Here is a 16,066-nt window from a genome sequence, read left to right as displayed (position 1 = left end):
ATTTTTAATCTGAGTACGCATTCATACTTTGCTAAGAGAAATTATGTTCATTTTATTTATTATACATTTATTGGTAAGCTTTTACGCAAGTTATTGGATACTTGAGAAAATAACCTTTGTTCCGGAAACGGCGGGTGGCGCCTTGTTAGCTTTTCTTTTTTCTTATACCGTTTTTTGGGGACTGTTATCCGTTTTTCAACGGCGCTATTTTAAACTGGTAATCCAGCTAATGTATCTTTTAAAATACTTCATTAAAGAATTTATTCGTTCCAATGTGCGTTTAACAAAAGAGATTATTACGCCAAGGATCAATTTACGACCAGCGGTAGTAAAGGTACCTTTATCGCTTCATTCCGATATGGAAATAATGATTCTCACTAATATTTCAAATCTCACGCCCGGCACTTTGATCGTTGGAATTTCGGACGATAAGCGTTACTTTTTTGTGCACACCATTTATCTGGAGGGAGGATCGTTGCCAAGTTTCAAGCAATATATGCAGGAAGGATTTGAAAAGAGACTGCTTCAGATTGCAGCCCTTTCGAAAGGCGTTAACACGATCCAAACGTCAGGAAAGGGCGACAATGAAGTCATGAAGAAAATAAACAAAACGAAGAAGCAATGACTATTTTTTCATATATTTTGTTGTTTTGTGTCTGCTTACTTGCTCTTTCAGTTTTACTCGCTTTATATAGATTTATTGTAGGGCCGAGTATAGCAGACCGATTATCTGCTCTCGATTTAATATCTGCCTATTTAATCGGGTTACTGGTCATATACGTAATGTTTACGGACAAACTCATTTTTTTTGACGTTGCCTTGGTTTTTTCCCTGATCGCATTTTTGGGGGCTATATCATTCGCCTATTATCTTGTAAACCAAAGAAAGTAATGAACAATTTAACCTTAATTATCAGCGCCATTTTAGCCGCACTTGGTTCTTTTACCATGTTCGTTTCGGCAATCGGTTTATTACGGTTGCCCGATTTTTATAGTAGACTGTCCGCTGTTACGAAAAACTCAACTTTAGGCGTGCTCTTGATTATCGCTGCGGCTGTATTTTATTTCAATAACATTGAGGTACTATTAAAAGGGCTCGGCATCATGTTTTTCATATGCCTAACCTCACCAACTGCTGCTTATGTAATAGCGAAAGCGGCTATTCATATAAATGTTCCATTCTGGTATAAAACGAATCTAAAAGACTTTCAGGATGATCGTAAAAAGGAAAATTTAAATGACAACCATTAAAAAGTTCATCGCCAAATGTCTTGCAATTTAAAGGTTTTATCGAGCCTTAATCCTTTTTCTGTTTGTTTAAGTGTACAGCATTCAATCAACGGATCGTGTTCTAAAAACAGAATATAGTTATTTATAAAGGCTTCTTCTAGTATCGTTTTTTTCTCTTCCAGTGTTTTTAAGGGAAACATGTCATATGACATGATATAAGGCAACGGGATATGTCCAATAGAAGGCAATAAATCAGCCATATAGAGAATGGTTTTTCCATTATAGCTAATTTGTGGTAACATCATGGCTTCCGTATGGCCATAGGTGAATCGAATTTGGATTTCTTTTGTGAAAAAAGTTTTTTCATTTTCTTCGATAAATTGTAGTTTGCCGCTGTCCTGAAGAGGCAAAATATTTTCCTTTAAAAACGACGCTCGTTCTCTATCGTTCGGATAAATTGCCCATTGCCAGTGTTTTTGGTTTGTCCAGTAAGTAGCGTTTTCAAAGGCCGGGATTAATCTATCAGCTCGTCTTTCGACAGCGCCTCCGACATGATCAAAATGAAGATGAGTCAGCAGTACGTCGGTAATATCACTTTTTTGAAATCCGTATTTTGCCAATGAGTCATCGAGTTTGCTCCCATGCGGTTGATAATGACCAAAGAACTTGGCATCTTGCTTATCACCTAAACCTGTATCTATCAAGATTAACCGGTCAGCGGTTTCTATCAATAAAAGTCGAGCAGCCCAAGTACACAAATTGTTTTCATCCGGTGGATTAGTACGTTGCCATATACTTTTCGGTACTACTCCGAACATAGCTCCACCATCCAATTTAAATAGTCCGGCTTCGATGGTATATAGATTCATGATCTTTCAACTTGTTTCTTTAATTGCTGAATATAATAAAAAAAATTAAATGAAAAGTTAAAAGCATGTTTTGGTGTATTTGGTTCATATGGCATTATTTGTTTTAATGACATTTATTGTTGTATAATTTTTAGGATTTATTAAATACATTGTTTGTTTTGCTGATATTTTTAATAAAATGATAAAAAAAATAAATAGGTGTTCTTTTTGTATAAGTGCTTATGTATTAAGGAGCTATAGTACTTGAATTGAAAGTGTATTTTGTACAATGTGTTGATTATTAGCTATTTTTGAATTTTTTTAATCTTTTTTAATGCTTAGTTTTGACCTGGAATTTCAACAAAACAAATTTATATGAACTCTACTATTTCTGAACCACTAGATTTAGGGAATCAAAAATTTTATCCGAAAGGAAAAATATTTTATCAATTATCTGTTCCTGCTTTAGTTGAACATGCTATATTGAATCGCGAAGGTGTGCTGACAGAATGCGGTGCTCTGGTTGCGGACACGGGGAAATTTACAGGTAGATCACCTAAAGACCGTTACATTGTGCATGATGATAAAACGAAGAGCACCGTTTGGTGGGGAGATATCAATCAACCGTTGGAGGCGAAGTATTACGGGCAGTTATTAGCTAAAATGATGCATTATATGAAGGACATCGACCTTTACGTGCGCGACGGATATGTCTGCGCAGAGAAAAACCATCGTTTAACACTGCGAGTGATTACGGAGTCGGCTTACCAGAATATTTTTGCTCACCATTTGTTTATGCGGCCATCTCGAAATGAACCATTATCATCCATTAACTGGACCATCTTGGCAATTCCCGGTTTTGAAGCAATTCCACTGGTGGATGGTGTAAGAAGTGCGAATTTTGTTATTATTAATTTTACGGAGCAAGTGGTGCTCATCGGTGGAACAGGTTATACCGGAGAAATTAAAAAAAGTATCTTTTCAGTCCTAAATTATTTGCTGCCAACAGAAAAGGGTATTTTGTCTATGCATTGTTCGGCAAATGTAGGTAAGGAAAGAGGCGACACTGCCTTGTTTTTTGGTTTATCAGGAACCGGTAAAACAACCTTGTCTGCTGATGAGGCGCGAATGTTAGTCGGAGATGATGAACATGGATGGAGTGAAGAGGGGGTGTTCAACTTTGAGGGTGGCTGTTATGCCAAATGTGTTGGACTTGCCGAAGAAAAAGAACCACAAATTTTTAATGCCATAAGATTTGGCACATTGCTGGAGAATGTTTGCATGCTAGGGGAGTTGCGCACACCCGATTATAACAACATTAGCAAAACGGAAAATACGCGGGCGGCTTATCCGGTTCATTTTATTAAAGGGGCCGTCGAACCGGCAATAGCTGAACACCCAAAACATATATTCTTCCTTACGGCGGATGCCTTTGGCGTTTTGCCACCAATCTCGAAATTGAGCGTTGAGCAAGCGATGTATCACTTTATTTCCGGTTATACCGCTAAAGTGGCCGGTACTGAATCTGGCATCATTGAACCAACCGCTACGTTTTCCGCCTGTTTTGGAAAGGCCTTTTTACCCCTACATCCTGCAAAATACGCAGCTATACTTGGCAAAAAACTAAAAACGCATCAAGTTCAAGTTTGGCTAGTTAATACGGGATGGATAGGAGGCGCCTATGGCGTCGGTAAACGTATTCCTTTGGTTCACACACGTAATTTGATTCAGGCAGCTCTACGGGGTGACTTGGATGAGGTTGATTACCAAACGCATTTGATTTTTGGACTTGCCTATCCAAGAAGCTGTCCGAATGTACCGAGTGATATATTAAGCCCAAGAGACAGTTGGAGGGATAAGGAGGCTTATTTTGCTCAAGCCAATAAGTTAGCAGAAGCTTTTGCAGAAAATTTTAAACAGTATGAAGCGGAGATGGATATAAAGATTCTCGAAGCTGCCCCCAAGGTACAAATTGTTAGTTTATAAGAAAGTGGGGCGCTGTGTAATAGCGTCCCACCTTAACCTTACCTCTTGGAGAATGACTCGATGACGTTGGAGAGAGTTGCTGTTTAGCTTAATCGACCAGATCAAGGCCCCAATCAATACCCTTTAAGGTAGCAGGTATTCCCTTTTCCAACCAAACAGGTGCTGGTTTTCCTTTCAGGAAATGATCAAAAAACTGTTGTTCTCTGATTTGAATATCCTTTCTGTTTTGTCTTTTAACCAAATTATGTTCTTCTCCGTTATAATTAAGTAGCCAAACCGGTTTATTAAGACGGCGAAGCGCAGTGAACATTTCTATTCCCTGATACCATGGAACGGCACCGTCGTTATCATTAGCCATAATTACAACGGGGGTTTTAACGGCTTTAAGATGAAAGAGTGGCGAATTTTCTATGTAGAGATCATAACCCTCCCACAAATCTTTTCCTATGCGACTTTGCGTTTTTTCGTATTGAAATTGCCTGTTAAGGCCAGTAGACCATCGGATACCCCCATAAGCGGACGTCATATTAACTACAGGAGCGCCTGCCCAAGCTGCAGCGTACATATCGGTGCGTGTAATCAAATGCGCTACCTGATAACCACCCCAACTTTGTCCTTGTATTCCCAAATGCTTTTCATCTACCCAGGAGAATTTAGCCAGTTCTTTGACGCCGGAGTTAATATACTCCTCGGCGGATTTTCCGGGATGCCCAATTTCATAGCTAATATCCGGAGCAAACACTAGATACCCATTGCTCACAAAATAGCTTATATTTAGCCGTGAAGGAGTCGGAGCTGGAGGGATGTAGGTGTGTAAACCATCTGATAATTTCTCATAGAAATAGGTAATCATTGGGTATTTCTTCGCTTCGCTGAAATCTTCCGGTTTATATAGAATGCCGGTCGCTTCATGCCCCCCAGGCGTTGTCCACTTTACCAATTCGGCAGTGCCCCAATTGTATTGTTTTTGTTGCAGATTGATTGCACTTAACTTCGTTTCATTTTTAAATAGCGAAGCGGTCGCGTATAGATCGGGCGACTCTTCGTAATTTTCCTTCGTATAGATAATCAGTTTTTTATCGGTAGCCGCCAATATATTTTTATATGTGTAAGGAGCCATAATGAGCTCTTTTGGATCCCTTTTGTTGCGAGGGTTAGTTTCAAACCAGCCTCCATTTTTATTGATGTGATTGAAGGCACTTACCAAGAACGCTTCCTTTGTATTGATGATAATAGATTTATCGTGTTTTCCTGCTCCGGTTTTTGGAACAATATCTTCATATCTAAACGTAGTTTTCGTGCTTCTTCCTGCACCATTTGTCAATAGTCGTCTATCATCTCCCTGCGGATCGAAGCTCCAGATGTCATACTTATCGTAAATCAATACCTCTTTATCTTCTGCTGTCCAGCCGGCGATACCATAAGGTCGGGCAAAAGTAGGTGAGTCATTATCTTCGTCTGCAAAGCTTACCGGTAAATCGGTATTCAATATCTTCAAAAAACGCGTACCCACATCGTATGCGTTCCATTGCTGGGTGGCCATATCGTACCAAACGACATATTTTCCCAGCGGCGATAAATGGGCTTGTCCGTATATATCGGATGCGATTTTTACCTTGCTTCCGTCTACTGTAGAGATTAAATAAAAATCCTGCTTCGTATTGCCCTCCCATTGCGCAGCGATCCTTTTTCCGGCGTTGGTACTTCCTAAGGCATAAATATTGTCGGCGTCATCCGTTAAATCTATATCGGGGATGTCTAAAGACGCAAGGGGTATTACAATATTGTTTCTTTTTGGATAGATTACACTCAAATAGCTTTTAGCTAAATCTTTCTTTAGATTTACCAATTGCTGCGGTTGCAGGTAATCATCTTTCCAGTTCCAAATGTCCACGTTGGCTACTTCAAAATCGACAATTGTGGTGTCTTTTACCCGGGGGATTGGCGCAATACCAAAGAAGAGCTTCTCGCCGTTATTGCTAAAGCGTAAATTGCCATCTCCGCTGACATTCCAGTTGGTGGGCATCCCGGCACTATTGATACTGGCAATTACATTGGCAGTATCCCGCTCAGATGTGTAATAATAAAGACTATATGGTTTCTGAAGCGCTTTCTCAGGACTTTTTTCTGCAGCAAAGGCTAGTTGCGTACCGCTTTGGTCAAAGGTTATTTGCCGATAAGTCCCCCGTCCTCTGCTTATTTGTTTGAGCTTTTTCTCTTTGATCTCGTAAAGAAATAGACCGGCATTATTTACCGGAGCTTCTTTTTTTTCTGATCGAACAAAAACTAAGAAATTAGCAATATTATCGAAAAAATAATCAGTTACTTGTTCAAAAATTTCCTCCTGCCCGGTAGCCATGTTGCGCAAATGCAATATTCCTGCTTCGTCAGCCTTTTTGTCTTTGCTTTTATTGTCTTTCTCTGCGCTATCTGCTTTTAAAGCTTCTTTTTCTTCCAAATACGCTATATATTCAGATGACTCATCCGCTAATTTAAAAGATTTCACATTACCGGTTTTGTAGATGCTTTTGTCAAGAAGGGAGATAATTGCCAACGAATCTTTAGGCATTTCTTTTTCCTTTTTCTTCTTTATTTTAGCTTGTCTCGTTTCGGCAAACGATGGTTTGATCGCTGCAACCGCATATTGCGAATTATTAGTGAATATCCCATTTTCGCCCCTTGGCACATTCAAAATTACTTCTCCTGATGGGGTTGTGATAAAAAGATGAGCATCTCCTTCTTGAGGAGTAACACTATATAAGACATACTGTCCGTCAAGGCTTACTTTTGGTGATTTTATACTTTGCCAGCTATCATAGACACTATGGTCTAACGGTCTTTTCTGGGCGAATGAACAAAGACAGATAAAGTTTAGGATAATTGTTAAATACACTCTATACACCATGTTGGATTGATTTGTCGGTAAATATCCGAAAAATATAAAATTCCATCGAGAAATCACCATTATTTTACATTGCCGATGATCGTATTAGTTTATTAACAAAGGCTTAGCTGATGTCTAATCCCTGTCATTTTCCGTTCGCCTTGGGCAATCGGTTTTTTATTTTATGGGGGATTCGCGATATTTGATGAAATATTTATTTTAATGATATGATAACTGTTACAGATAAGGCAAAAGATAGGATCAATGAGATTCTTCGTGAGGAAAAGTATGATGCATCATATTTTGTGCGGGTTGCTGTGGAAAGTGGTGGTTGTTCAGGACTTACCTATAAGCTTGATTTTGATAATGAGGAACGTACGGGCGATCAAGCTTTCGAGGATAAGGGCGTTAAAATTGTATTGGATATTAAGTCTTTTCTTTATCTGGCCGGTACAAAGTTGGACTATAGCGATGGGTTAACAGGTAAAGGTTTTAATTTTATTAATCCGAATGCCTCGCGCACCTGTGCTTGTGGTGAGAGCTTTTCAGTCTAATTGATAATACATTTTCTTATATTAAACCTGCTTCATGCATATTCCAAATCGGCGAAGCAGTTCTCAATTTGCTTACAGTGCTTCGTACAGAGTCGATCGTATAATCGATCTGTTGTTTTGTTGTGAATCTTCCCAAGCTGAAACGGAGAGCACTTTCCGCTTCTTCTTTCTTCAGTCCCATGGACAGGAGTACATGAGAAGGTTCTCTACTTCCGCTGGCACAAGCGGCGCCTGCCGACAATGCGAGCTGCGGTAGTTGCGCCATGATTTCGGTGCCTTTTATATAGCGAAAGCAGATATTAGAGACATGGGGCAACCGGTTCAAGCTATCACCGTTTATTGATGTTTCCGGTAGTGTAAGCAAGGAAGTTTCCAAGTAATCCCGAAGTCGTTTCAATTTTTCAGATTCCTCTCTTTGGGTGCGGTCTGCCATTTCGGCTGCGGCACCCAATCCAACGATGCCTGGAACATTTAAGGTGCCCGCACGGAGATTGTTCTCCTGCTTTCCGCCCAGGAGAAGAGCCCCTACTTGAATCGGGTTATTTCGCCGCTTAATATACAAAGCCCCGACCCCTTTAGGGCCGTAGATTTTGTGTGCACTTAGTGCCAACATATCTATACCTTGATCCACAACGTTAACCGGCACTTTGCCCACTGCTTGCGTGGCGTCGCAAAAAAATAGAATGTTATGTTTTCTTGCAATGGTACCAATCTGTTCTATCGGGTGAATTACGCCTGTTTCATTGTTTGCAAACATTAGGCATATTAAGATCGTATCTCGTCTTATGGCTTGATGCAGCTCATCTATTGAAATGTTACCAAGATGATCGGTTTTCAACTTCGTAATTTCGGCACCTTGATTGCTTAAAAAAGTACAGGTATCTAAAACGGCAGGATGTTCCGTGGAACATGTAATAATATGCTTACCAATGTGTTGATAATAATATAAGATTCCCTTAAGCGCCTGATTAATTGCTTCCGTAGCGCCCGATGTGAAAACGATTTCTTTAGGAGATGCGTGGATCAGCTTTGCAACCTGTTCTCGGGCAATTTCAACCGCTTCGGCAGATCTTCTTCCTAGGCGATGATATATGCTGGAGGCATTCCCGTAGGTTTCACTGAAATAAGGCAGCATTAACTGTAGGACAGAGGGGTCAACCGGTGTGGTTGCGCAATAGTCAAGGTAGATGAAATCCGAGCTTATATTAAACATAAGTAAGGTACTGTAATCGAATATTCTTAAAACTTTTTTTATAAGGACTTGTATTGATAGAAGCTCTTTGATTTGTAGAGCAGATTTTCAATACGAGCGCTTGCTAGTCTCAATAATGCTATTCAACGCTACATTGAAATCAATGCTAAACAAAGTTAACAAATTTTGATGGGTTTGATTGTACATGAATTTTACTTAGGTTTGCAGCAAATTTTTGAGATCTGCTTACCTACGCTGGCATTCTTCGTTAGAGCCATCATCTCTTGGGTAATCAAGCTATTATAATAAAATGAATAGAAGATCTAAGTATCTTACCTTTATTGTAGCCACCGTATCTGCCTTACTATCATGTGGTAAAAATTTCAATAAAAACGAAATTTTCCAATCGGAGGCTTTTGCGCTGTATGGAGATCGGGTTGTCCAGGGTTCGTTTGAAGCGAAGGCGATATCTCCGACAGAACTGGTAAGTAACTACAAAAGCCTGTACTACGATACGCTTAGTCCGCGCATAAATTTTAAGTTTAGTATAAACGGAAAAGATAATGAGCTTCCTTCGGGGATTTATCATTCCGTTGTTGTTCTACCTGAAGAAACAGGAGAGAAGATTGTTTCAGTTAAATTTGGTAAACCCTATAAGGATGAAACGAGTATACCTCCACGAACCTACCTTGCCCCGGGGACAAAAGTGAAAATCAAGCTCGACCTAACGGAAATTTTTGCAGCATTTGAAAAAGAGGGATTTTATACAAATTTTAATGGGCTAAAAATTTATGAAGAAGATTTCAACCGCGTTTATGTTGCTGGCAATATCAAACCTCTTCTATGGGATTTTGATAATTTGGTCAATCATCCTGAATTGGAAATGAAAGACCATGACGGAGATCATATCTATGAAATCACTTTGACCTTTAACCACTCAAATAGAAAAAGTAATCAGAATACTTGGAAATTAACTCGAGATATCAGCTCATTTCCGATTTACTCATCGCCTTACCCACTGTTAGATGCGCTCCATAATATGGCGATAGAAGAGCTTCTGGAGAAAGTGCAAGGAGATAGCACTTTGCAACTGAAAAAGAAGGGGAGCACAAATAATTGGAATCATGTTAATTATAGCATCATTCTTTCATTGGCAGCAATTGCACCGGAACTGGCAAAGAAGAATTTAATGCAACAGATTCATGATGGGCAGTTAGCACAAAGTGAGGGAACGGGCGGTGCGTACCCTATTTCAACAGACCGAGCTTTGTGGGTAATTGCGGCTTGGGAAGTTTACAAAGTCACCGGTGATATAAGCTGGTTGAAAAATTGCTATCGAATTGCAAAAAATATCGTTGAAGAAGACCGTTTGTTGGTTTTCGACGCCAATACCGGACTTATGCACGGCGAGTCTAGTTTTTTAAACCAGCGCGAGCAGAGTTATCCGAAATGGATGCAACCGACCGATATTTATGAGTCTATGGCCATAAGCACCAATGCAATACACTACGGCGCTTTAAGTAGTCTTTCTGCTATGGCTAGACAGATGTCGAAAAACGAAGAGGGTAGTAAATATAAAATTTGGGCGGACAGCTTAAAAACCAATATAAATAGGCACCTTTGGATAGATGATAAATCGCGTTATGCACAATACCTGTATGGCAGCGTACACAAACTCCCTTCGGAACGATCGGATGCATTAGGGAATGCCTTGGCTATTTTATTCAATGTTGCTGATGTTGAACGACAGAAAGTCCTGGTGGAAAATATGCCTATTCTGCCATTTGGGGCAGCTTGCATTTATCCGCAGACAACTTTTATCCCAACTTATCAGAATAATGCTATTTGGCCATTTGTACAAAGTTATGTCGCTATGGCTGCTGCTAAAGTATACAATGAACAATCCGCCTTAGCCAGTTTAGCGGCTATATACAGAGCGGCAGCGATGTATCTTACGAATAAGGCAAACTTCAGAGCTGATAACGGGAATTATGAACCGACTTTAGCCAACGAGGACGGAGCCTTAAGTAGTCTAGCGGGAAATCTGGGATTGATCTATCAAGTCTTCTTCGGATTTCAATTTGAACCCGACGGACTTCGATTACGTCCGTATATACCTAAAAAGCTACGGGGAGAAAGAAAGCTAACAGGATTTAAATATCGGAATGCAAGCTTAGATATTACATTAAGTGGTTACGGTAATGTCATTACGTCTATCAAACTTGATGACGATGAATTAAAAGAAGCCTTTCTTCCAGGAAATATCAAAGGAAAACATAAGCTAACAATTGTATTGGGAGACAATCAAATACCGCAGGGAAAAATTCATACAACACCCAATTACTTTGCAATAGATATGCCTGCCCTTCGTTATGATAACGGTAAGCTAAAATGGCGTATCGTTGAAGATGCTGTCAATTATAAAGTGCTCAAAAACGGAAGAGTACAAACATTAATTGATCAAAACGAGATTAACATCAACCAAAACGAGTTTGCAGAATATCAAATAATCGCAGTCGATTCAGCAGGTGTTGAATCATTTGCAAGCGCTCCCTATACCGTATATTCACCTGAAGCAGCGCAAATAATTGAAATAGAAAGTTTTGGAAAAATATCAAAAGAAAAAAAAGTAAAGGGATATTCCGGTAAAGGCTTCATCGATTTGGCGCTCCCTGCAAACGATTCGTTAACCTTTATCGTTAATGTTGCGGATACCGGCCTTTACGCTATTGACTTTCGTTATGCGAATGGAAATGGAGACATAGGAACAGGTGAAGCGTGTGCGCAAGCAAGTCTGGAGAGTGTAAAACAGTCGTTAGGAGGGGTGGTTTTCCCCCAAAGGGGAAGTGGAGAGTGGTCTGATTGGGGTTTTAGCAATAAGGTGATTGCCAGGTTAAATAAAGGAGAACAGCCGCTAAAACTTACTGTGCCAAGCAATGACGCTGCTAATGTTAAAAGAATACATAAAAGAAGTGCATTCATTGACTATATTAGAGTAATAAAAATAAAGTAGTATTTTGGAAGCAAGGAAGGGTATTATTTACAAAATCAACCAATGGCGTATTCAAAAAATTTCCAATCGGAATTTTTTGGTGATTTTAGCGGTCGTTGTCGGCCTAATTGGTGGTTTAGCCGCCTCTGGTTTGAAAGCGCTCACTCACGGAATTGCTGCATTTCTACAGAATGATGTACAGTCGGAATATAAATACTATCTATACCTGTTTTTCCCCCTCATTGGGATATTACTAACCGTTATTTACGTTCGTCGCTTTATTCGTAGAGGAAAATTTGAGCATGGTATTACACCGATCCTGTATGCCATTTCCAGAAAATCGAGTCGGATTGAAAACCATAATGTGTACTCTCAAATCATCACATCTGCTCTTACCGTGGGATTTGGCGGATCGGCAGGATTGGAGGCTCCTATTGCCTATAGTGGTTCGGCCATTGGATCCAATGTTGCACGGTTTTTTGGACTTAATTATCGTGAAGTAACGATGTTGTTGGCCTGCGGTGCTGCAGCAGGTATAGCCGGGGCTTTTAACAGTCCTGTTGCAGGTATGGTGTTCGCGATAGAAATTCTATTGCCTGAGTTTTCAATTCCCGCCTTTATCCCCTTACTTATGGCTGCCGCAACAGCATCGGTAGTATCGAGAGTGTTATATAGTGAGCCATTATTTTACTTGGTATCCGATGAGTGGGTTCTGCCTGCCTTATTTTTTTATGTAGTTTTAGGCGGGCTGGTTGGATTGTTTTCCATTTATTTTACCAAAGTTGATGGTTGGGTTAAAACTTGGTTCTCCGCTGTAAAGAATCCCTATCATAAAGTTTGGTTGGGAGGACTTAGTTTAGGGGTGTTAATATTTGTCTTCCCCGCTTTATATGGAGAAGGATACATCGCCATTCAGCAGCTTTTACTTGGTAAAGCCAATTCATTGCTGGCAAACAGTATCTTTTCTGATTATAAGCATGTGGGCTGGATGGTAATTGTTTATAGTCTTATAACTGTTTTTGCTAAATCTTTCGGTACACTTATTACGCTAAATAGTGGAGGAAATGGCGGAACTTTTGGACCTAGTTTGGTTATGGGAGGACTTCTGGGTTTTGTTTTTGCCCACGGTATCAATCTTACGGGGTTAACTTATCTTACAGAGGCCAATTTTATTGTTGCCGGTATGGCCGCCGCCTTAAGTGGCATTATGCATGCACCGTTGACGGCTATTTTCTTGATCGCTGAAATAACGGGAGGCTATACATTAATGGTACCTCTTATGATTGTATCGGCTATTTCTTATTTTATTAATCGTGCCACAGTTAAGTATTCGATCTATACAAAAAATTTAGCCATACATGGTGATTGGCTTTCTCATGAAGATAAAGATAAAACGGTTTTGAGAATGATGAAACTACGCTATGTCTTGGAAACGAACTTCACTGTATTACATCCCGATGAAAAACCGGTAGATCGGCGATCAGATATCATTCATACTAAAAGAAATATTTTTCCTGTAGTAGATGAAAATCGGAAATTACTGGGCGTCATATACAGCGAACGCTTATTTAGCATCCTGATGGGAGAGGAGGTAACGGATAAAACGATGAAAGAGCTGGCTCAAGCTCCTCTAGATGTGGTAAGAATGAACGCCAATATGTATGATGTTATGAGGAAAATGGACCGGGAGGATATTTGGATCCTACCTGTCCTGGATGATAATGATCGTTATATGGGATTTGTTTCTAAATCTGCTATTTTTAATAAGTACAGAGCTTTGCTGGTGAGGCAAGGAGCCTATTTAGATTAGCCCTTTAAGTCTTTCTACGATCCCGTTTAACAAATATTAACCTTAATTGTCATCCCAATAACTTACTTTTGCTGTTAGGTGACACAAGAAATTTTATAATGAACAAGTTATTTTTAGCGATACTGCTTCCAATATTCGTTTCATGTGGTATTAATCAACAGGCCAAGCAAATTAAGGCTTTGGAAAAATGTAAATATGAAGTGAAAAGCGTAGATAGTGTCTTTCTGGCAGGTGCAGATATAGTTAAAATGCTTCAGTCGGGAAATATTGATACCCGCAGTATGGGCGGCGTGGCGATGGGTATGTTACGGAAAGAAATACCTTTGAAGGGAATATTGAATTTGAAAATCACTAATCCTACCACTAATTTAGCCGGGATTAATCAGTTTCAATATCAACTCCTTATGAAGGACAAAGAATTAGCTACCGGACTGGTTAATCAACAAATAAAAGTGAAACCCGGTGAATCAGTGGAGGTTCCGGTTTTAATTGATGCCAATGTTTATGGCTTGCTTTCCAACGGATCGGTATTACAGGAAATATCAGATTTCATTTCAGGGAAAAATGCCAAGCAAGAAAGCGTGTTAACCATAAAATTAAAACCAACTATTGCTATTGGGAATAAGACAATAAATTATCCCGGTTGGATAACCTTCGATAGGAAAGTTACCCGCAGCTTGTTGTTGTAGTTTTTTTCGGAAAAGGCGAGATGCCTAACTTACGCTGTATATATGAAAAAGAAATCGCCTCAGATCACTTCGCACCATCTTTCTGAAGATGATTCTAGAGAATTTATTGTTTTTCATATCAATAAACGCCTGTTAAGTTCAAAGGAGTTTAAGCCTTATGATATTTTTAATCCTTTTAAGTCTGATTTCTTTGCTGTATTAATGGTCCATGAAGGATCTATAGATATTAATTTGAACTTGCAGCACTTTCGATTGGAAAAAAACAATCTGTTGGCATTTGCTCCCAATATGATCAAACGGTTGATTTCTATTAGTGATGACTGCAAATTTTATGCTATTCTGTATAAATCGTCTTTTTTGGTTAATGCAAATATTAGAGAGTTCCATCAGGATGTATACGACCTATCCGTTTCAGGTATGCCCTTATATAACCTGGCATTACATGAGATCAAAATCCTAAATAACTTAATTGAAGTTATGTTATTGCGCAATCATGCGGAAGATGCGAATATGAACGATGCCGTCGTGAAGCACAGTTTTTTAACCTTTATGTATGAGTATGCTTTTTTGTACAGGAAATACATAAGAGAGAAGAACCGAAAGGTGTCACGAAAGGAAGACATTATGCTTCGCTTTACCAAGTTGGTAGCCGATAACTTTAAGGAAGAACGAAGTGTTGATTTTTATGCAAAAAAGCTTTTTATAACACCCAAGTACCTATCGGAAGTTACTAAAGATGTTTCGGGCAAAACTGCCAGCGCTATTATCGCGGAAATGGTAATCATGGAAGCGAAGAGCTTATTGAGCATACCCTCGCTAACTGTCATAGAAGTAGCTGATTTTCTGAATTTCAGTGATATGTCTTTCTTCGGAAAATATTTTAAAAGGTACACTGGTGTCAATCCAACAAGCTACAGGAAGACGATCGCTTAATGTAGAATACTCATGTTAATGTCAAATTTGTTGGTAACGCAACGATTATTTTTGTTGATAACTTTTTCCTATCCCTATACTCTTTATCTTAGTCTCTTATATTGCTTTGGTCTGTAATTGGTTGAAAATAAGCGAATAATAGTGTGTATTATATTAACGTTTAAGGAATATTTCGTTGATATAAAATAAATTTTTATGCAGTTTCGAAGATTTTGTTAATTTTATATTAACAAAACAATGTACATAACCTAATCTTACAGCGGAATAAAATACAGAATTTTAGACGTGTTGCTGTATGAAGAATAGCTGTAAAATGTTGGTTTAACCTAAAAATAGGCAGGATTTTTAAATAAATTTCATCTTTAAGAGTGAGATGAGAGCGGATTTTATACAGAAAAAATGACCAATTTTGGCGACATATGTACCTTTTTTAAATTTAATATTGAATTGATATTTGTGGCGTTATTAGTTGACATACAAACGATTTTTATAATAGATGAATCAGGTGAAAAATAATGATGATTTAGCCATATTCCACCTCGATAACCTGAGTAAGTTGTTGCGAAACAAAGCCAATCAATATTTGTCAGCTCAAGGAATCGAAGTGAGGATAGAACAGCTGCCTGTTTTGTTTAGTATACCGGAGGAGGGGCTTCCGCAGCAGCAAATTGCAGATGAGATCGGGAGAGATAAATCGTCGGTACTTCGGACTATTTCCAATTTAGAAAAGGAAGATTTGGTCCGAGTAACTACAGATGTAGCTGATAAAAGAAAAAATTGCGTCATGCTTACACCCAAGGGGCGTGCTTTGGCAAGACTTATCAAAGACAAAATAGTGAATCTTGAAAAAGTTTTGTTCAATAGCTTGAAGAGCCCGGAGCATGATCGATTTATGCAGGTAATTAAATCGATTGGGAATAACCTGCAAAATATACATATAATATAACTG

13 protein-coding genes are annotated in these 16,066 nt (G+C 39.0%); 10 read left to right on the top strand and 3 right to left on the bottom strand.

Annotation, left to right across the window (positions count from 1 at the left end; translation table 11 throughout):
* The first annotated feature begins 43 nt into the window (after positions 1 to 43).
* Genes M1D52_RS15895 through mnhG form a run of 3 tightly spaced genes read left to right on the top strand, consistent with a single transcriptional unit; the run spans position 44 to position 1,250 of the window.
* Positions 44 to 625: a Na+/H+ antiporter subunit E gene (locus M1D52_RS15895; protein WP_149105641.1), complete on the top strand. Its 582-nt coding sequence runs from the start codon at positions 44 to 46 to the stop codon at positions 623 to 625.
* Complete coding sequence (locus tag M1D52_RS15890; protein WP_013666279.1) at positions 622 to 891, top strand: monovalent cation/H+ antiporter complex subunit F; 270 nt, start codon at positions 622 to 624, stop codon at positions 889 to 891. Before M1D52_RS15895 ends, M1D52_RS15890 begins: the two co-directional genes overlap by 4 nt.
* Entirely contained in the window at positions 891 to 1,250 is a 360-nt protein-coding gene (gene mnhG / locus M1D52_RS15885) for a monovalent cation/H(+) antiporter subunit G (protein ID WP_013666280.1), read from the top strand. Before M1D52_RS15890 ends, mnhG begins: the two co-directional genes overlap by 1 nt.
* A 5-nt stretch (positions 1,251 to 1,255) precedes the next feature.
* Here the strand turns inward: mnhG and M1D52_RS15880 are convergent, their stop codons facing one another.
* Positions 1,256 to 2,098, bottom strand: a complete 843-nt coding sequence (locus tag M1D52_RS15880; RefSeq protein WP_013666281.1) for an MBL fold metallo-hydrolase — start codon at positions 2,096 to 2,098, stop codon at positions 1,256 to 1,258.
* Positions 2,099 to 2,452: 354 nt separating this feature from the next.
* On the opposite strand from M1D52_RS15880, the gene pckA reads away from it, so the two are divergent.
* Positions 2,453 to 4,063 (top strand): phosphoenolpyruvate carboxykinase (ATP), encoded by a 1,611-nt coding sequence (gene pckA, locus M1D52_RS15875; RefSeq protein ID WP_437392954.1) that lies wholly within the window; start codon positions 2,453 to 2,455, stop codon positions 4,061 to 4,063.
* 88 nt (positions 4,064 to 4,151) lie between these two features.
* On the opposite strand, the gene M1D52_RS15870 is transcribed toward pckA, so the two are convergent.
* Positions 4,152 to 6,968 carry a S9 family peptidase gene (locus M1D52_RS15870; protein ID WP_437392953.1) on the bottom strand — a complete coding sequence of 939 codons (2,817 nt, stop codon included), beginning with the start codon at positions 6,966 to 6,968 and terminating at the stop codon, positions 4,152 to 4,154.
* 206 nt (positions 6,969 to 7,174) lie between these two features.
* Here M1D52_RS15870 and M1D52_RS15865 point away from each other — a divergent pair, with 206 nt between their 5' ends.
* Complete coding sequence (locus M1D52_RS15865) at positions 7,175 to 7,501, top strand: HesB/IscA family protein (protein ID WP_013666284.1); 327 nt, start codon at positions 7,175 to 7,177, stop codon at positions 7,499 to 7,501.
* A 16-nt stretch (positions 7,502 to 7,517) separates the two neighbouring features.
* Here the strand turns inward: M1D52_RS15865 and M1D52_RS15860 are convergent, their stop codons facing one another.
* Entirely contained in the window at positions 7,518 to 8,714 is a 1,197-nt protein-coding gene (locus tag M1D52_RS15860) for a cysteine desulfurase family protein (protein ID WP_013666285.1), read from the bottom strand.
* A 289-nt stretch (positions 8,715 to 9,003) separates the two neighbouring features.
* Between M1D52_RS15860 and M1D52_RS15855 the strand changes: the two genes are divergently transcribed.
* From M1D52_RS15855 to M1D52_RS15835, 5 genes are all read left to right on the top strand, one after another.
* Positions 9,004 to 11,706, top strand: a complete 2,703-nt coding sequence (locus M1D52_RS15855; RefSeq protein WP_437392952.1) for an alpha-L-rhamnosidase-related protein — start codon at positions 9,004 to 9,006, stop codon at positions 11,704 to 11,706.
* A 4-nt stretch (positions 11,707 to 11,710) separates the two neighbouring features.
* Positions 11,711 to 13,495: a chloride channel protein gene (locus M1D52_RS15850; protein WP_013666288.1), complete on the top strand. Its 1,785-nt coding sequence runs from the start codon at positions 11,711 to 11,713 to the stop codon at positions 13,493 to 13,495.
* Positions 13,496 to 13,593: 98 nt separating this feature from the next.
* Positions 13,594 to 14,184: a hypothetical protein gene (locus M1D52_RS15845; protein WP_437363429.1), complete on the top strand. Its 591-nt coding sequence runs from the start codon at positions 13,594 to 13,596 to the stop codon at positions 14,182 to 14,184.
* A gap of 42 nt (positions 14,185 to 14,226) precedes the next feature.
* A complete protein-coding gene (locus tag M1D52_RS15840) occupies positions 14,227 to 15,117 on the top strand; it encodes a helix-turn-helix domain-containing protein (protein ID WP_013666290.1) in 891 nt (296 codons plus the stop codon).
* A gap of 496 nt (positions 15,118 to 15,613) precedes the next feature.
* On the top strand, positions 15,614 to 16,063 hold the full coding sequence (locus M1D52_RS15835) for a MarR family winged helix-turn-helix transcriptional regulator (protein WP_013666291.1): 450 nt from the start codon (positions 15,614 to 15,616) through the stop codon (positions 16,061 to 16,063).
* The last annotated feature ends 3 nt before the right edge of the window (positions 16,064 to 16,066 follow it).

Source organism: Olivibacter sp. SA151 (genome assembly GCF_054130995.1).
This window is presented reverse-complemented; position numbering and strand designations above follow the sequence as displayed.